Here is a 17,709-nt window from a genome sequence, read left to right on the forward strand (position 1 = left end):
TCAGTGGGCGTGGTCCCCGCTGTGGCCATGGTCCCAGTCGCTCTGCTTCGGCAGCGTCTCGAACGTGTGTTCGGGCGGCGGGCAGGGCAGGGTCCATTCCAGCGTGTCGGCCCAGGGGTTCCAGTAGTTGTTCTCGGTGATCCGCTTGCCGTGGCGGAGCGTGTAATAGACGATGCCGAAGAACAGCAGGAACGAGGCAAAGGACAACATGGCGCCAAGCGAGCTGACGTAGTTCCAGGTCGCGAAGGCCTCGGGATAGTCGACATACCGGCGTGGCATGCCCTGACGGCCAAGGAAGTGCTGCGGGAAGAAGGTCAGGTTCACGCCGATGAAGAACAGCCAGAAGTGCAGCTTGCCGAGCGCTTCGGGATATTGCCGCCCCGACATCTTGCCGATCCAGAAATAGATCCCGGCAAAGATGGTGAACGCCGCGCCCATCGACATGGTGTAGTGGAAGTGCGCCACCACGTAATAGGTGTCGTGATAGGCCCGGTCGACGGCCGCCTGAGACAGCACGACGCCGGTCACGCCGCCCACCGTGAACAGCAGCAGGAAGCCCATGGCAAACAGCATCGGCGTCTTGAACTCGATCGAGCCGCCCCACATCGTGGCGATCCAGCTGAAGATCTTGATGCCCGTGGGCACCGCGATCACCATGGTCGCCAGCATGAAATAGCTCTGTTGCGACAGAGACAGGCCCACGGTGTACATGTGGTGCGCCCAGACGACAAAGCCCAGAACCCCGATTGCGACCATCGCATAGACCATCGGCAGGTAACCGAAGATCGGCTTGCGCGAGAAGGTGGCGATCACCTGGCTTGCGATGCCGAATCCGGGCACGATCACGATGTAGACCTCGGGATGGCCGAAGAACCACAGGATGTGCTGGTAGAGGATCGGATCGCCGCCGCCCGCGGGATTGAAGAAGGTGGTGCCGAAGTTGCGGTCGGTCAGCAGCATGGTGATCGCACCGGCCAGAACCGGCAGCGCCAGCAGGATCAGCCAGGCGGTCACGAAGATCGACCAGGCAAACAGCGGCACCTTGTGCATCGTCATGCCCGGCGCGCGCATGTTCAGGAAGGTGGTAATCATGTTGATCGCGCCGAGAATGGAGCTTGCCCCCGACAGGTGCACGGCGAAGATCGCCAGATCCATCGAATAGCCGCCCTCGTTGACGCTGAGCGGCGGATAAAGCACCCAGCCCACGCCAGACCCGAGCTGGCCGTTGCCGCCCGGGCTGAACACCGAGGCGACGGCAAGCGAGGAGCCCGCGACATAAAGCCAGAAGCTGAGGTTGTTCATCCGCGGGAACGCCATGTCAGGCGCCCCGATCTGCAGCGGCATGAAATAGTTCCCAAAGCCGCCGAACAGCGCCGGGATGACCACGAAGAACATCATCAGGATGCCGTGGCCGGTGATGAGCACGTTCCACAGATGCCCGTTCGGGGTGCAGCCGTCGGTGCTGGAGGCGAACAGCCGGAAGCCTTCGGCGCACATGTGCTGCACGCCGGGGGTCATCAGCTCGATCCGCATCAGAACGGTAAAGAAAACCGCAACGAAGCCAAGCGCGGCCGAGACGATCAGGTAGAGTATCCCGATGTCCTTGTGGTTGGTGGACATGAACCAGCGGGTAAAGAACCCTCGCTCGTCCTTGTGCTCATGCCCATGGATGGCTGCATCGGCCATACGAATCCTCCCGGAGAGATTGTCCTGTCTGGCGGCATGTCGCTGCTGTCGGCATACCGTCGCGTCCAGAAGTCACCGTATTGTGTTGCCGCGCACCGGGCAACATTCAATCCCGGGCCAAAAGGGAAAATCGCGGGCCCCTTGGTCGGTCGCTGGCTCAGGGCGCATCGGTTTCCTGCGTCGCGCCAAACCGCTGCTCGAAACACCAGCGCAGCGCGACGTCGAGATCGGCCATGGTGACGGGCAGGCCGAGATCGACGAGGCTTGTGACCCCGTGGCCGGTGATTCCGCAGGGCACGATGCCGCCGAAATGGTCAAGATCCGGTTCGACGTTGATCGCGATGCCGTGGAAACTGATCCATTTGCGCAGACGGATACCGATGGCGGCAATCTTGTCCTCGCGCGGGCTGCCGTCGGGCAGCAGCGGCTTTTCGGGGCGCGCGACCCAGACCCCGACGCGGCCGGGGCGGATCTCGCCACGGATGTTGAAGGTGTCGAGCGTGTCGATGACCCAGTTTTCGAGCGATTCGACAAAGGCCCGCACATCCCGGCCGCGCCGGTTGAGGTCGAGCATGACATAGACCACGCGCTGCCCCGGGCCATGATAAGTATATTGTCCGCCGCGCCGGGTCTCAAAAACCGGGAACCGATCGGGGTCTATCAGGTCCTGGCCGCGTGCCGAGGTGCCGGCGGTGTAAAGCGGGGGATGTTCGAGAAGCCAGACCGCCTCGTCCTCGGTGCCCGCGATGATGCCGGCCACAAGGGCCTCCATCTCTGCCACGGCCTGCGGATAGGGCACGAGACCTTCGCGAATGATCCAGTTCACCATTGGCACGGCCTCCCAAGGCTCGCTCGAATCGGTTCAGGGAGTGATCCATAGCCTGCATTTTCGAATCGGGCCATGGCCCGGGATGGAAACCCCCGCGGTTTTCGCCATCCTTTTCCTCGAGGCTTGTCCTGACGCGACACCGGCCCCCCGCATCCGCATCATTCGTCGCCATGATCCCGATCGCAGCGGCCACCGCCGAGGCCCGTCCGCGATGAAAACGTGCCGTTCGAACCGGAAACTCGGGGCGCGGCGGCCCCCAAACGGGTCTGCGCCGGCGCGCGCTCGGGCTCTTTTCGATCCCTCGCAAAGCGGCGCCATAAATCAGCGGCACGGGCAAAGAAACTGCTTTTCAATGTCTCGGGCCTTCGCTATCTACGCCCGGCCTACCTGATCACGTGCGGTCGTGGCGGAATTGGTAGACGCGCAGCGTTGAGGTCGCTGTGGGGTAACTCCCGTGGAAGTTCGAGTCTTCTCGACCGCACCAGACATTTTACGGAAAGACGAAGACCGATGCAGGTGACCGAGACCCAGAACGAGGGCCTGAAGCGGGCCTATCAGATTACAATCACCGCGTCGGAACTCGATGCCAAGGTGAATGAGAAGCTGGCCGAGGCGCAGCCCGAAATCGAGATGAAGGGCTTCCGTAAAGGCAAGGTTCCGATGCCGCTGCTGAAAAAGCAGTACGGCACCCGTCTTATGGGCGAGGCCATGCAGGAAGCGGTCGATGGCGCGATGACCGAGCATCTGCAGAACACCGGCGACCGGCCGGCGATGCAGCCCGAGGTCAAGATGGAAGGCGAAAACTGGACGGAAGGCGACGACGTTGTCGTGGCGCTGTCCTATGAAAAGCTTCCCGACATCGACCAGCCGGATTTCAGCACCGTCAAGCTCGAGAAGCTGGTGGTGAAGGCCGACGACGAGGCCGTCGAGGAAGCCCTGAAGGGGCTGGCCGAACAGGTCAAGAATTTCGAGGACCGCGACGAGGGTGCCGTGGCCGAGTCGGGCGATCAGGTGACGATGAATTTCGTCGGCCGGGTTGACGGCGAGGCCTTTGAAGGCGGCTCTGCCGAGGACTTTCCGCTGGTGCTGGGCTCGGGTCAGTTCATCCCCGGCTTTGAAGAGCAGCTGATCGGCGCCGCCGTCGGCGAAGAGCGTGACGTGACCGTGAGCTTCCCCGAAGCCTACGGTGCGGCTCATCTGGCCGGCAAGGAAGCCGTCTTCGCCTGCACCGTCAAGGCGGTGAAGGCACCGGTGAAAGCCGAGATTGACGACGAGGTTGCCAAGCAGTTCGGGGCCGAAAGCCTCGATGCGCTGAAGGAGCAGATCCGCGAACGTCTGGAAGCGGAATATGCCGGTGCTGTTCGGGCGGTGATGAAGCGCGGCCTGCTCGACAAGCTCGACGAACTGGTTGACTTCGAGCTGCCGTCGAACCTGGTCGAGGCCGAAGCGCAGCAGATCGCGCATCAGTTCTGGCATGACGAAAATCCGGACGTGCACGGCCACGACCACCCCGAGATCGACGTGACGGACGAGCACAAGCGTCTGGCCCAGCGTCGGGTCAAGCTGGGGCTGCTTCTGGCGGAACTCGGCCAGAAAAACGAGATCACGGTCTCGGATGCCGAAATGACCCAGGCGGTCATGAACCAGGCGCGTCAGTATCCGGGCCAGGAGCGCGAGTTCTTCGAATTCGTCCAGAAGAACGGTCAGATGCAGCAGCAGATCCGCGCGCCTCTGTTCGAGGAAAAGGTTGTCGACTATATCTTCGAACTGGCCCAGATCGAAGAGGTCGAGGCCGACAAGGAGACGCTGAAGGAAGCCGTGGACAAGCTCGACGAAGAGTGACCCGCCGGAACCTTCCGCTGAAGTTTGAAACGCCGCCCCTCCGGGCGGCGTTTTCGTTCCGGGGCCAATGCGACGCCAGCGGGGCCGACTATGGCAATGTCTCTTTTCAGTCACCCTTCGGTTGATATTTCCACCAGGACGTTCGCCGTCGTGGCGATATTCCGATGCGCGGCACTACGATTGCCCTGGCCCATAGATAAGGCGAGAATAGCAGCGGGGCGTGTGTCATGCTTTTCCGAAGCCACTGCCGACTGACAGGTTTTCCCCTTTTGGGCTGTGTCCTGGGCGGGATATTGTTCTGTCTCGGGGTCATGCCGCTTCTTGCGCAGGAGGTGCCGCCTGCGGCCGCCGAACCCGCGCAGGCGAATGATGACATTACCTATCGGGTCGGCATCATCGACAGCCCGCCATTCGTGATGAATGCGACCACCGACCCATCGGGCATCGCCATCGAGTTGTGGGAGAGCGTCGCCAAGGATCGGGGCTACGAGTTCAACTACATTGTCTATCCGTCGATCCGCGAGATCCTGCGCGCGACGCGGGCCAGCGAGATCGATGTCGCCGTTGCGGACATGACGATTACCCGCGAGCGCGCCGAGACGATGAACTTCACCCAGCCGTGGTATGACGGCGGTCTGCGGATAATGGTCGATGAACCGTCGCAGGGCGGTTTGCGGCGTCTGTTCAACGGCCTGCGCGATGCCGGATTCCTGCGCTACTACGCCTGGATCGGTGGCCTGATCCTTGTCGGAACGCTGGGGCTCACGCTGTTTGACCGCCGCTATACCCCGAACTATCCCGCCCGCTGGCGCGACGGCCTGGCCGAAAGTTTCTACAACATCATGTCGATCGCGACGAGCGGCAAGATGCCGAACCGCGCCCATCTATTCGGTTGGATCGGGCGGGTCTGGCAGGCCATATGGCTGGTCGGCGGTGTCGCTGTCGTGGCCTTCGTAACCTCGTCGGTGACGAGCGTGATGACGACCCAGTCGCTGGAACGCCAGATCAACAGCCTGGAGGACCTGCCGGGCAAGACTGTGGCGGTGCTCGATGGCAGCGTGGCCGAGGATGTCGCCTATGAGCGGGGGCTGGACGTTGTGGTCTATAACACGATGGGAGAGGCGACCGAGGCGCTTCACACCGACGCGATCGACGCACTGGTCGGCGACGCCCCGCTGCTGGAATACTATGCGGTATCGCACCCCGAGGATTCGCTCGATGTTGTCGGACCCATCTTCCATCCGGTCAAATATGGCTTTGCTGTGCCGCTCGACAGCCCGCTGACCCGAGACCTGACGCTCGAGGTTCTCGACGCGCAGGAGGCGGAGGAGGTTCAGGCGCTTCAGAACGAGTATTTTGGACCGCGCGACTGAGGAGGCGCAGCGTTGCGTTCGGCAGCGCTCCGATTCAGGTGATCCGGCGTCCGGCAGAAATGAAACGGGCCGCACCGAGTGTTCGGTGCGGCCCGTCTGATTGCGATGTCGAAAAGCCTCAGTCGGAGCTTTCCGGGGTCTGGACGAGGTTGTCGTCCGAATCTTCGTCATCGAGACCGGCGGCCCCCATATCGTCAAAGAGCTCGGCAATCTCGAATTCGGCCGCGGCCTCTTCCTCGGCTGCCAGTTCCTGGATCGACTTGCCCGAGGACTGTAGTTCTGCCTCTTCGATCGAACGGGCGACGTTGAGAACGATCACCACTTCGACTTCCGGGTGCAGGTTGACGTGCACGTCGTGCAGGCCCAGTTCCTTGATCGGACGGGCGAGCGCGACCTGCTTCTTGTCGAGGCTGAAGCCGTTTTCGGTCGCAGCATCCGCAGCATCGCGCGGGGTCACCGAGCCATAGAGCGCGCCGGCGTCCGATGCCGAGCGAATCAGCACGAACTTCTGGCCGTCGAGACGGGCCGCGAGCTTTTCGGCTTCGGCCTTCGTTTCGAGGTTGCGGGCCTCGAGCTGGGCGCGCTCGACGTCAAAGCGCGCCTTGTTGGTTTCCGAGGCGCGCAGCGCCTTGCCTTGCGGCAGCAGGAAGTTGCGGGCGTAACCGTCCTTGACCGAGACGACCTCACCCATCTGGCCAAGCTTGGCCACACGTTCGAGAAGAATGACATCCATGATCAGGACTCCTTACTTCACGGCATAAGGCAGAAGGGCCAGGAACCGTGCGCGTTTGATCGCACGGGCCAGCTCGCGCTGCTTTTTGGCCGAGACGGCGGTGATGCGGGAGGGCACGATCTTGCCACGTTCGGAAACGTAGCGCTGCAGCAGACGCGTGTCCTTGTAGTCGATTTTCGGCGCATTATCACCCGAGAAGGGGCAGACCTTGCGGCGGCGGAAAAACGGTTTTGTAGCCATTTGTTACGGTCCTTTCCTGAGGTGATGGATCAACGACGTTCGCGGCGGTCGCCACGATCACCACGATCTCCGCGGTCGCCCCGGTCACCACGATCCCCGCGGTCGCCACGATCTCCGCGGTCACGTTCGTCGCGCTTCTGCATCTGGACCGAGGGCCCTTCGACGTGCTCGTCGACCTTGATGGTCAGAACGCGCATCACATCGTCATGCAGCCGCATCAGGCGTTCCATCTCCTGCACGGCCGGCGCGGGCGCGTCGGTCCTGAGGAAGGCATAATGGCCCTTGCGGTTCTTGTTGATCTTGTAGGCCATGGTCTTCACGCCCCAGTATTCCTGGTCGATGACCTTGCCGCCGTTGTCGGAAAGGATGGCACCGAAGTGCTCGATCAGTCCTTCGGCCTGCGCAGAGGAAAGATCCTGGCGCGCAATGAAGACATGCTCGTAAAGCGGCATGTGTGCTCCTGTCATTTCTATAGCGGCCTTCATAGGACGGGGCCGGTCTCCGCTTCCCGTCCACGAGAGGCGCCGCTGGTCACGTAGCTTGCGGAGATGGGCGCTGTTACGTCAAAGCGCGCGCCGATGCAAGCTGCTTTGGCCCCTCTGGCGCGGTCGGACAGGATTGCTGCGGGATGCGCGCGGGCGCCTATGCTGCTGTGCGGCAGTGCGGAATTTCACATCCGGACGCATGCGGCCATGTCCAGTGCATCGTTTTAAAAACTGCAAAGGACCTGCACGAATGACCTTCCCCCTCCGGACCACAGCGCTTGCCGCGATCGTCTCGCTTGCCGCAACGATGACCGCTTCCGCCGAGACATACGATCTCGATCCAAGCCACAGCCAGATCGTGTTCACCTATTCCCACCTCGGCTTTTCGACCACCACCGGCATGTTCTCGGGCTTCGAGGGCACGATCGACTGGGACAAGGAAGATCCGTCGAAAAGCTCGGTCGAGGTTACGCTGCCGGTCCTGAGCATGTTCACCGGATGGGAGGCACGTGACGAGCATTTCATGTCCGGCGACTTCTTTGGCGCCAAGGAAGGCGACATGATCAGCTTCAAGTCGACAGGCATCGAACTGACGGGCGAGAACACCGGCAAGATTACGGGCGTGCTGGCCATGAACGGTGTCGAGAAGGACGTCGTGCTGGATGCCAAACTGGATCAGGCCGGCATGCACCCGATGGAAAACAAGGAATGGGCCGGGTTCAGCGCCACGACCACGGTCAAGCGGTCGGACTATGGCCTTGGGCTTTATGCGCCCTACATCAGCGACGATGTGCAGGTCGCGATCTCGATCGAGGCGATGAAGGCCGAGTAATCGCTGCCTGAATTTGAAACGGAAACGGCCGCCGGAGCGATCCGGCGGCCGTTTGCATTTGGGGGCAGGGCGTCAGCGCACGCGATGTGCGGTCAGCGCGATCTCGACGGCCACATCAAAGCCCAGCGTCGTGTCTGCAGCCTGACTGTCGCCGATGTGGAATGTCCGCCGGTCAAGCGTGGTGGCGCCCGCCATCACTGCGGTGTCGCCGTCGATCTGGAGTGTGAACGGCAATGCGACCGGCACCTCGACCCCGCGCAGGGTCAGGCTGCCCTCTGCCAGATAGGTGCCATCGGGTCCGGGCAGCAGGTCGGCGCGGAAGGTTGCGGTCGGGAACTGCGCAGCGTCGAAATAGTCGGCGCCGAGCGCCTGGCTTGTGACCGAACCGAGGCTGAGCGAGCCGATGGCTATCGTGACCTCGGCGGTTCCGTGCGTGCCGTCTGTCGCCGTTTCGTCGAAATCTATTGCGGCTGTCCAGTCGGCGAAGGAGCCTGCGACCTCGGACCCCATCTGGCGCACGACGATCCCGAGCGTTCCTTCCTGAACCTGCCAGCCGGTTGCGACGTCATCGAGTGCGGCTGTCTGCGGTGGCTGCGCCTCGGGTGCGAATGCGCCGCCGAGGGCCGCGACGCCGAGCGCTGCGACGATCGCGGTCAGGACAATCGCCCCGGCCGGGCGGGCATGACGGGGGGCGGGATGGGCCGGCGCGGCGCGGTCGCCGCGCAGCATCCGCCGCAGCGTCGCGTCGCGGTCGATCACGTGGTGCTTGAGGGCGCCCGCGACATGCAGTCCGAGCGCGAGCACCAGCAGCAGGACAAAGACCAGATGCAGGCCCGAGAAGGCGGCAGAGACGGCTTCGGATTTCGGCACCAGTGGCAGCGACTGTCCGAAGGGCCACCAGATCGGCGCAAAGCCCGCGGTGGCGGCGTGGTGGATCCAGCCGGTCAGTGGCGTGGCGACAAGACAGACATAGAGCAGCCAGTGCACCGCCTCGGCCAGCGTGCTTTCAAGCCGCTTTTCGCCATTCAGAAGCGCCGGCCGCGGCTGCGTCGCGGCCCAGAGAATTCGGGCGAGCGCGAGGAAAAAGACGGTGACGCCAAGTGTCTTGTGCAGGCTGAAGAGCTGCGCCTTGGCTGCAAGCTGTCCGGCGGTCGCATAGGGCCACTGATCCGCAACGAGACCGAGAGGCAGGAGCACGAGGATCAGGAGGGCGACGAGCCAGTGCAGCGCGCGCGCGACGGCGCCATAGCTGCTGGTCGTGTTGCGAAGGGACATGGGGACTCCGGGAGTTGGGAACTTTGGAACTTTCCTGACGATACTGCGATGCAGCATCCCGGCCCACGCCCCTGCGCGCACAGGCAATGTGCGCGTGGCCCGTCGCTTGTGAGGCGGCGCCCGAAACGTTAGAGGGGGCACAACATGAAGGAAGGGAGTGAGTATGAGCCGAGCATTCGTGTTTCCGGGCCAGGGCGCGCAGACAATCGGGATGGGCAAGGCGCTGGCCGAGATCTATCCGGCGGCCAGGGCCGTCTTCGATGAGGTCGACACAGCCCTTGGCGAACCGCTGTCAAAGCTGATCTGGGAGGGCGATATCGCCGAGCTGACGCTGACCGCGAATGCCCAGCCCGCGCTGATGGCGACCTCGATCGCGGCGATGCGGGCGCTTGGCGAGGAAGGCGTGGAGGTTACCGCGGCGGCCTTTGTGGCCGGGCATTCGCTGGGCGAATATTCGGCGCTTTGCGCGGCAGGCGCCCTGGGACTGGCCGATACGGCACGGCTGCTGCGAATCCGCGGCAAGGCAATGCAGCAGGCGGTGCCCGTGGGCGAGGGCGCGATGGCCGCGATCCTGGGGCTCGGGCTGGCGGAGGTGATCGAGATTGCGGCCGAGGCGGCGCAGGGCGAGGTCTGTGCTGCGGCGAATGACAACGACCCGGCCCAGGTGGTGGTCTCGGGCACCAGGGCGGCCGTGGAACGTGCCGCGGTGATCGCCAAGGAAAAGGGCGCCAAGCGGGCGCTGATGCTGCCGGTGTCCGCGCCCTTCCATTGCGCACTGATGCAGCCCGCGGCCGAGGCGATGGCCGAGGCGTTGGCGGGGGTTGAAATCGGGACGCCCCGCGTGCCGCTGGTCGCCAATGTGCGGGCCGAGGCGGTGAGCTATCCCGAGGAAATCCGCGCATTGCTGGTCGAGCAGGTGACCCATTCGGTGCGCTGGCGCGAATCCGTCCAGTGGATGGCGGCGCAGGGTGTGACCGAAATCTGGGAAATCGGCGCCGGCAAGGCGCTGAGCGGCATGGTGAAGCGGATCGAGAAATCTATCGTTGTGCGCGCCGTGGGCAGCCCCGAGGATGTGGCCGCGGCGGCGGCAAGCCTGGACGGCTGAGCCGAAGGGCGGTGCCGCCCGTGGCAGCGGCCGCGGGGGTTTTGCACCCCCGCACCCCCGCAGGATATTTTGAAACAGAAGAAGGCGCGGTGGCGCAGGCAGGAGATGACGATGTTCGATTTGACGGGAAAGTCGGCGTTGGTGACGGGCGCCTCGGGCGGGATCGGCGGAGCAATTGCGCGGGCGCTGCATGAGGCAGGGGCGGTTGTGGCGCTTTCCGGGACCCGGGTCGAGCCGCTGGAGGCGCTGGCCGCGGAACTGGGGGAGCGGGCGCATGTGGTGCCATGCAACCTGAGCGACAGTGCGTCGGTCGATGCCTTGCCGAAACTTGCGGCGGCGGCGATGGGCGGGCTCGATATTCTGGTCAACAACGCCGGGGTGACGCGCGACCAGTTGTTCATGCGGATGTCGGACGATGAATGGGCGCATGTGATGGAGGTCAATCTGACCTCGACCATGCGGCTCTGCCGCGGCGCGATCCGGCCGATGATGAAGGCACGGTGGGGGCGGATCATCAATATCTCGTCGATCGTCGGGGCGACCGGCAATCCCGGGCAGGCCAATTATGCCGCATCGAAAGCGGGGATGATCGGCATGACGAAATCGATTGCCTGTGAAGTGGCAAGCCGGGGAATCACCGTCAATGCCGTGGCGCCGGGTTTCATCCGCACCGCGATGACCGACAAGCTGACCGAGGACCAGAAGGCCGCGATCAACACCAAGATCCCGGCCGCACGGATGGGCGAACCCGAGGAGATCGCTGCGGCCGTGCTGTATCTGGCAAGTCCCGAAGCGGGCTATGTCACAGGCGCGACGCTGCACGTGAACGGCGGCATGGCGATGCTGTAAGCCCGGGGCCGCAAATATCGCAGGGAAAAACACCTGTGCCGGGCTTGCGCTGCACGTAGGCTCCGCCCATGTTGCGGAGCACAGAATCGCTCGAGTCATTGGGTGGCATCGGGTGCGGCCAAAGCGTTTGCATTTGCAGGGGAACATGCTAAAGGCGGCGCAGTTTTCGGTCCAGACCCCGCCTTTGCCGGCGGTAAACGGGCAGAAGCCCCGCGCGAGACCGGGCTATGGCGCGCCCCGTCGGGGCAATGGGTCGCCCGGACGGGCACGGAGCAAAAACGGGGCTTGAAACCCCAGTGAATGAGGAACTGACATGAGCGAGATCGCGGATCGCGTGAAGAAGATTGTTGTGGAGCACCTGAGTGTCGAAGAGGACAAGGTGACCGAGAGCGCGTCGTTCATCGACGATCTGGGCGCCGACAGCCTGGACACCGTGGAGCTGGTGATGGCGTTCGAAGAAGAGTTCGGCATCGAGATCCCAGACGATGCTGCCGAGACGATCCAGACCTTCGGCGATGCGGTCAAGTTCATCACCGAAGCTGCCTGAAACCCCGGGCTGTCGGACTATCGAATGGCGCTCCCTTGGTGGGGCGCCGTTTTCGTTTCGGCGCTCTGGCGGGGGGCCGCTCGGTCAGGTCGGGGCGTGTTGCGCGGTCGTGCCGGCACGTGTATCACCGCGCAAAGACTGAATAGAACCGAGGTGTGGAAATGCGGCGAGTGGTTGTCACCGGCTTGGGGATGGTTTCGCCTCTGGCATGTGGCGTCGAGGAGACCTGGGCGCGACTTCTGGCCGGAGACTCCGGCGCCGGCCCCATCACCCGTTTCGATGCATCGCGATTGGTGACGGCCTACGCCTGCGAAGTTCCCTATGGCGACGGAAGCGACGGCACCTTCAATCCCGACGACTGGATGGAGCCGAAGGATCGGCGCAAGGTTGGCGATTTCATCCTTTATGCCGTTGCGGCGGCCGATCAGGCCGTGCGGGATTCGGGCTGGATGCCGGAGGACGAGGAAAGCAGGGAGCGGACCGGTGTGATGATCGGTGCCGGGATTGGCGGGCTGACTTCGATCGCCGAGACAGCGGTGCTGATCAAGGAAAAGGGTCCGCGGCGGGTTTCGCCCTTCTTCATCCCCGGCGCGCTGATCAATCTGGCCAGCGGCCATGTCAGCATCCGCTTTGGGTTCAAGGGGCCGAACCATGCCGTGGTGACGGCCTGTTCGACCGGAGCGCACGCAATCGGCGACGCATCGCGGCTGATCATGCTGGGCGATGCCGACGTGATGGTCGCAGGCGGCACAGAGAGCCCGATCAGCGAGATCGGGATCGCCGGGTTCAACGCCTGCAAGGCGCTGTCGACCAAATACGCCAACGACCCGAGCAGCGCGAGCCGGCCGTGGGATGCCGACCGCGACGGGTTCGTCATGGGCGAGGGGGCCGGGATCGTGGTGCTGGAGGAATACGAACACGCGCTGGCGCGCGGCGCCAAGATCTATGCCGAAGTGCTGGGATACGGGATGTCGGGGGATGCCTATCACATCACCGCGCCGGCCGATGATGGCAACGGCGGCTTCAGGTCGATGACCGCGGCCCTGACGCGGGCCGGGCTGACGCCGGGCGACATTGATTATATCAACGCCCACGGGACCTCGACCATGGCCGACACGATCGAGTTGGGCGCGGTGGAGCGACTGCTTGGGGATGCGGCGAGCAAGGCCACCATGTCCTCGACCAAATCCTCGATCGGGCATCTGCTGGGCGCGGCCGGGGCGGTGGAGGCGATCTTCTCGATCCTTGCGATCCGCGATCAGGTTGCGCCGCCGACGATCAACCTCGATACTCCGCCCGACGGGGTGCGGATCGATCTGGTGGCCAATGCGAAGCGCGAGCGCGAGATCAACACCGTGATGACCAACAGCTTCGGCTTCGGTGGCACCAATGCCACTCTGGTGCTGGGAAGGGCTGTGGCCTGATGGCCAGGTCCATCGCGTCGAATGCGCTGACGATCTTTGTCGTCCTGCTGCTCGGGGTGGCCAGCGCGGTAATCTGGGGCAATCGTGAATATTCCGGCTCTGGTCCGCTGGCCGAGGCGATTTGTGTTCAGGTGCCCACGGGTGCCTCGCTGGGCTCGGTCTCGCAGGCGCTGAAGGCGCAGGGTGCGATCAGCAGCCCGACGATCTTTCGGCTGGGCGCGGAATACAGCAAGCGGTCGGATCTGTTGAAAGCAGGCAGTTTCGTGGTGCCTGCCCACGCCTCGATGGAAGAGATCATCTTAGCCATCACGGCGAGCGGTCGCAGCACCTGTGGCACCGAAGTGAATTATCGGATCGGGGTGGCGATGGCCGATATGATCGTGCGCGATCTCGACCCGGCGACCCAGAAGTACGAGGAAGTTGCGGATATCGACATCGGAGTCGATCCGGTACCGGCGGAAGTCCTCGACATTCTGGCCGAGCCGAGCACGCGGATCCGTGTCACGCTGGCCGAAGGCGTGACGAGCTGGCAGGTGGTCGAGGCGCTGAAGGCGGCGCCGTTCCTTTCCGGCGAACTGGCGACGGTGCCGGCCGAGGGAGCGCTGGCGCCCGACAGCTATGAGGTCGGGCGCAATGCCGACCGTGCTGCGCTGGTGGCGCAGATGGAGACGCGACAGGCGGATATTCTGGGCGATCTTTGGGCCGCGCGGGCGCCGGGGCTGCCCTACGAGACGCCGGATGAGGCGCTGACCATGGCCTCGATCGTCGAGAAGGAAACCGGCGTTGCCGAGGAACGTCCGCTGGTTGCGAGCGTCTTCGTCAATCGTCTGGAGCAGGGCATGCGGCTGCAGACCGACCCGACGGTGATCTATGGCGTCACCGGAGGCAAGGGCGTGCTGGGGCGCGGGTTGCGGCAGAGCGAACTGGCGAAGGCCACGCCCTACAACACCTATGTCAATCGCGGGTTGCCGCCGACGCCGATTGCCAACCCGGGCCGGGCGTCGATTGCGGCGGCGTTGAATCCGGCCGAGAGCGACTATCTGTTCTTCGTGGCCGACGGCAGCGGCGGGCACGCCTTTGCCGCGACGCTGGTCGAGCACAACGCCAACGTCAACCGTTGGCGGGCCATCGAGGCGCAGCGGGCCAACCAGTGAAAGTGTTTAATATTCAGTAACCTGGCGTACGCTGCCCAATGCGGACGGTGCAAAGTTCGCTTGACTTTGCGAACGGTCCAATGTAGAAAACAAGCAAGCTGGAAGACGTGGGCAAGCGCCGGACCGATGGTCCCGGCGCTTTTCTGTTTGTCCCATTTCGCTCGTGCGGAGGAGCATGAGAAAGAGCAGGTTCAATCAATGGATAATTCTATGGCGCCCGTGCCGGCGGGCGATGACGCTGGTCAGTTTTTCGACCAGGCCGTCGAGCTTTATCGCAGCAGCTCGCGGGAGCTGACCGAGATCATTCGCGAGGTCGGCCTGGGCAAGACCGAGCGCGCCAGGAAGCTCTCCCCGGTTCTGTCCGAGATCCGGAAGGCATCGGTCACCATGATGGAGGAGGCAAGGCATGTCGAAGACCTTCGCCGCAGACTCGTCGGGAATGTTCATCAGCAGGCTCTCGACCTTGCCGGGGCCCGCGATGAGATCGGGAGCCGAATGGCTCGTCTGCGCGCCGCACGAGGTGCAGCAGGAATTTCTTGACGGGCTGAGCGGCAACGCATTGTGTGCACTGCCCTGGCTGTTCGAGTTCTGGGCCATGCCCCACCAGTTGCCCCCCCGGGGCGACTGGAAGACATGGGTGATCCTTGGCGGGCGCGGCGCGGGCAAGACCCGCGCCGGGTCGGAATGGGTGCGAAGCCAGGTCGAGGGGGCGGGCCCGGACGACCCGGGTCTTTGCCGGCGCGTCGCGCTGGTTGGCGAGACGGTCGAGCAGGTGCGCGAGGTGATGATCTTCGGCGACAGCGGGATCCTTGCCTGTTCGCCGCCAGATCGCCGCCCGGAATGGCAGGCGACGCGCAAGCGGCTTGTCTGGCGCAACGGGGCGGTCGCCCAGGTGTTTTCGGCCCATGATCCCGAGAGCCTGCGGGGCCCGCAATTCGACTGTGCCTGGGTCGACGAACTGGCGAAGTGGAAAAAGGCCGAGGAGGCCTGGGCAATGCTGCAGTTCGGACTGCGGCTGGGGGAGAACCCGCGGCAATGCGTGACCACGACACCGCGGGATGTCGCGGTCCTGAAGGAGCTGTTGGGGCGGGCATCGACAGTCGTCACTTCGGCCCCGACCGAGGCGAACCGGGCCAATCTGGCGGCGAGTTTTCTTGAAGAAGTCCAGGCGCGTTATGCCGGGACGCATCGCGGACGGCAGGAACTGGACGGCGAGCTGATCGAGGAGGTCGAAGGGGCGTTGTGGACTGCCGCGGCCATCGAGGCTGGGCGGGTCGACCGGGCGCCAGAGCTTGACCGGATCGTGGTCGCGATCGATCCGCCGGTCACGGGCCACAGGGGGTCGGACGAGTGCGGCATTGTCGTCGTTGGCGTCGTCATGACGGGCAGGCCGCGGGATTGGGAAGCCTATGTGCTGGAGGATGCAAGCCTGAGTGCTGCCTCGCCGCTGGCCTGGGCGCATGCCGCTGTTGCGGCGCGAGACAGGCATGGCGCCGACAGGCTGATCGCTGAGGTCAATCAGGGTGGCGATCTGGTGCAGGCATTGTTGAACCAGATCGACCCGATGCTGCCGTTCCGGGCGGTGCGGGCGCAGTTCGGCAAGGCGGCTCGGGCCGAGCCTGTTGCCGCGCTCTATGAGCAGGGACGGGTGCACCATCTGCGCGGGCTTGGCGTGCTTGAGGACCAGATGTGCCGGATGAGGGTCAGGGGCTACGATGGCAGGGGCTCGCCCGACCGGGTTGACGCGCTGGTCTGGGCGCTGACCGAGCTGATGATCGAGCCGGCCGGAGAGTTCCGCCGGCCGGGGATCCGGGCGCTTTAGGCCGGTCTGCTCCGGCCGGTCGCGGGAGAGGGGGCGCTGCCCCCGTCCCGCGGTGCGGGACTCCCCCGGGATATTTTTGAACAGAAGAAGCCTGAATGGAGTGCGAGCGCGGGGCGCGGTCGCGCCACGGCGGGGTCGTGGACGCGCAGGCAGGTCTGCTGGCGTTCGCGATGGCGGGGATCCCGGGTGCAGTCCTGCGGGGCGGCGCCCTGTCCCTGCGCGACCGCCCCCCTGCCATCTGGAAGGGGGCCGGGCGAGCTCATCCGGGGTCCGGCCCCGGCGGAAAACGAGGAGTGAGAGCGCATGGTACTGGAATTCCTGCGAGGGTCCCATAGGTCCGGCCCGGCCGAACTGCCCGAACGCAAGGCCTCGGCCACCGGCCCGGTGATCGCCTGGCAAGGTGCCGGGCGGGCGGTCTGGTCGCCGCGCGATACGCCGGCGCTGACGCGGACCGGCTTCATCGGCAATCCGGTGGGGTTTCGGGCGGTCAAGCTGATCGCGGAAGCGGCGGCGGCCCTGCCGTTGGTCTGTCAGGACGCCAGATGCCGCTATGACACGCATCCGGTGCAGAGCCTGTTGGCACGACCGAATGGGGCGCAGGGCAGGGCCGAGCTGTTCGAGGCGCTCTATGGCCAGATCATGCTGTCGGGCGACGGCTATGTCGAGGCGGTGGGCGACGGCGGCCTGCCGTTCGAGTTGCACGTGTTGCGCAGCGACCGGATGAGCCTGGTGCCCGGTGCCGATGGATGGCCTGTCGCCTATGAGTATTCAGTGGGCGGGCGCAAGCATCGGTTCGAGGTTTCGGGCGAGGTGCCGGCAATCTGCCATATCAAGAGCTTTCATCCGCTTGACGACCACTATGGTCTGTCACCGATGCAGGCGGCGGCGACGGCGATCGATGTGCACAACTCGGCGACGCGCTGGTCGAAGGCGCTGCTCGACAATGCTGCGCGGCCATCTGGGGCGATCGTCTATCACGGTTCGGACGGGCGGGCCGGAACGCTTGCGCCCGATCAGTACGACCGGTTGCTGAGCGAGATGGAGACCTATCATCAGGGCGCACGCAATGCCGGGCGGCCGATGTTGCTGGAAGGTGGGCTCGACTGGAAACCGATGGGGTTCTCGCCGTCCGACATGGAGTTTCAGCAGACCAAGGAGGCGGCGGCGCGCGAGATCGCGACCGCCTTCGGGGTGCCGCCGATGCTGCTCGGGATCCCCGGCGACATGACCTATGCGAATTATCAGGAGGCAAACCGGGCCTTCTATCGCCTGACGGTGCTGCCGCTGGCGGGCCGCGTTGTGGCGGCGCTGTCGGGCTGGCTGGCGCGGTTCACCGGCGACGAGGTGCAGATCGGTCCCGATCTGGACCGGATTCCGGCGTTGAGTGCCGAGCGTGAGGCGCAATGGGCACGGATCGGGGCGGCGGATTTCCTGACCGCCGGCGAAAAGCGCAGCCTGCTGGGGCTGCCGCCGTTGGCCGAGGATGGCCGGTACGACGCAAGGGAGTAGCGTG

At 64.5% G+C, this 17,709-nt stretch carries 17 protein-coding genes and 1 tRNA gene; 12 read left to right on the top strand and 6 right to left on the bottom strand.

Annotated elements, in window-relative coordinates:
• Both ctaD and lipB read right to left on the bottom strand, forming a co-directional pair.
• Positions 1–1,686 (bottom strand): cytochrome c oxidase subunit I, encoded by a 1,686-nt coding sequence (ctaD, locus tag DQG17_RS15090; protein WP_116133692.1) that lies wholly within the window; start codon positions 1,684–1,686, stop codon positions 1–3.
• 157 nt (positions 1,687–1,843) lie between these two features.
• Complete coding sequence (gene lipB / locus DQG17_RS15095) at positions 1,844–2,515, bottom strand: lipoyl(octanoyl) transferase LipB (protein WP_116133693.1); 672 nt, start codon at positions 2,513–2,515, stop codon at positions 1,844–1,846.
• A 397-nt stretch (positions 2,516–2,912) separates the two neighbouring features.
• Between lipB and DQG17_RS15100 the strand changes: the two genes are divergently transcribed.
• The 3 genes from DQG17_RS15100 to DQG17_RS15110 all read left to right on the top strand — a co-directional run bounded on the left by DQG17_RS15100 (position 2,913) and on the right by DQG17_RS15110 (position 5,730).
• Positions 2,913–2,999: transfer RNA gene (locus DQG17_RS15100), tRNA-Leu, on the top strand.
• A gap of 26 nt (positions 3,000–3,025) precedes the next feature.
• Positions 3,026–4,357, top strand: coding sequence for a trigger factor (tig, locus tag DQG17_RS15105; protein WP_116133694.1), 1,332 nt, complete (start codon positions 3,026–3,028; stop codon positions 4,355–4,357).
• 311 nt (positions 4,358–4,668) lie between these two features.
• Complete coding sequence (locus DQG17_RS15110) at positions 4,669–5,730, top strand: transporter substrate-binding domain-containing protein (protein WP_116133695.1); 1,062 nt, start codon at positions 4,669–4,671, stop codon at positions 5,728–5,730.
• Between the two features lie 118 nt (positions 5,731–5,848).
• On the opposite strand, the gene rplI is transcribed toward DQG17_RS15110, so the two are convergent.
• The 3 genes from rplI to rpsF are packed head-to-tail and all read right to left on the bottom strand — an operon-like array spanning position 5,849 to position 7,155.
• A complete protein-coding gene (gene rplI, locus DQG17_RS15115; protein ID WP_116133696.1) occupies positions 5,849–6,463 on the bottom strand; it encodes a 50S ribosomal protein L9 in 615 nt (204 codons plus the stop codon).
• A gap of 12 nt (positions 6,464–6,475) precedes the next feature.
• On the bottom strand, positions 6,476–6,703 hold the full coding sequence (gene rpsR / locus DQG17_RS15120; protein ID WP_116133697.1) for a 30S ribosomal protein S18: 228 nt from the start codon (positions 6,701–6,703) through the stop codon (positions 6,476–6,478).
• A 29-nt stretch (positions 6,704–6,732) separates the two neighbouring features.
• Positions 6,733–7,155: a 30S ribosomal protein S6 gene (gene rpsF / locus DQG17_RS15125; protein WP_116133698.1), complete on the bottom strand. Its 423-nt coding sequence runs from the start codon at positions 7,153–7,155 to the stop codon at positions 6,733–6,735.
• A gap of 283 nt (positions 7,156–7,438) precedes the next feature.
• Between rpsF and DQG17_RS15130 the strand changes: the two genes are divergently transcribed.
• The gene (locus DQG17_RS15130; RefSeq protein WP_116133699.1) at positions 7,439–8,020 is read left to right on the top strand and encodes a YceI family protein; all 582 of its coding nucleotides are present in this window, start codon (positions 7,439–7,441) and stop codon (positions 8,018–8,020) included.
• A gap of 72 nt (positions 8,021–8,092) precedes the next feature.
• On the opposite strand, the gene DQG17_RS15135 is transcribed toward DQG17_RS15130, so the two are convergent.
• On the bottom strand, positions 8,093–9,295 hold the full coding sequence (locus tag DQG17_RS15135) for a cytochrome b/b6 domain-containing protein (protein WP_116133700.1): 1,203 nt from the start codon (positions 9,293–9,295) through the stop codon (positions 8,093–8,095).
• A gap of 163 nt (positions 9,296–9,458) precedes the next feature.
• Between DQG17_RS15135 and fabD the strand changes: the two genes are divergently transcribed.
• From fabD to DQG17_RS15170, 8 genes are all read left to right on the top strand, one after another.
• The gene (gene fabD / locus DQG17_RS15140; protein ID WP_116133701.1) at positions 9,459–10,400 is read left to right on the top strand and encodes an ACP S-malonyltransferase; all 942 of its coding nucleotides are present in this window, start codon (positions 9,459–9,461) and stop codon (positions 10,398–10,400) included.
• A 111-nt stretch (positions 10,401–10,511) separates the two neighbouring features.
• Complete coding sequence (fabG, locus tag DQG17_RS15145) at positions 10,512–11,249, top strand: 3-oxoacyl-[acyl-carrier-protein] reductase (protein WP_116133920.1); 738 nt, start codon at positions 10,512–10,514, stop codon at positions 11,247–11,249.
• 313 nt (positions 11,250–11,562) lie between these two features.
• Positions 11,563–11,796: an acyl carrier protein gene (locus tag DQG17_RS15150; protein ID WP_116133702.1), complete on the top strand. Its 234-nt coding sequence runs from the start codon at positions 11,563–11,565 to the stop codon at positions 11,794–11,796.
• 161 nt (positions 11,797–11,957) lie between these two features.
• On the top strand, positions 11,958–13,220 hold the full coding sequence (gene fabF / locus DQG17_RS15155) for a beta-ketoacyl-ACP synthase II (protein WP_116133703.1): 1,263 nt from the start codon (positions 11,958–11,960) through the stop codon (positions 13,218–13,220).
• Positions 13,220–14,374: an endolytic transglycosylase MltG gene (gene mltG / locus DQG17_RS15160; protein ID WP_116133704.1), complete on the top strand. Its 1,155-nt coding sequence runs from the start codon at positions 13,220–13,222 to the stop codon at positions 14,372–14,374. Before fabF ends, mltG begins: the two co-directional genes overlap by 1 nt.
• 126 nt (positions 14,375–14,500) lie before the next feature.
• On the top strand, positions 14,501–14,914 hold the full coding sequence (locus DQG17_RS21705; protein ID WP_157973629.1) for a hypothetical protein: 414 nt from the start codon (positions 14,501–14,503) through the stop codon (positions 14,912–14,914).
• Positions 14,853–16,196, top strand: coding sequence for a DNA-packaging protein (locus tag DQG17_RS15165; RefSeq protein ID WP_116133921.1), 1,344 nt, complete (start codon positions 14,853–14,855; stop codon positions 16,194–16,196). The genes DQG17_RS21705 and DQG17_RS15165 overlap by 62 nt, the downstream gene beginning before the upstream one ends.
• Positions 16,197–16,499: 303 nt before the next feature.
• Positions 16,500–17,705: a phage portal protein gene (locus DQG17_RS15170; protein ID WP_116133705.1), complete on the top strand. Its 1,206-nt coding sequence runs from the start codon at positions 16,500–16,502 to the stop codon at positions 17,703–17,705.
• Positions 17,706–17,709: the final 4 nt, after the last annotated feature.

It is taken from the genome of Tropicimonas sp. IMCC34043 (assembly GCF_003390845.1).
Taxonomy (GTDB): domain Bacteria; phylum Pseudomonadota; class Alphaproteobacteria; order Rhodobacterales; family Rhodobacteraceae; genus Tropicimonas.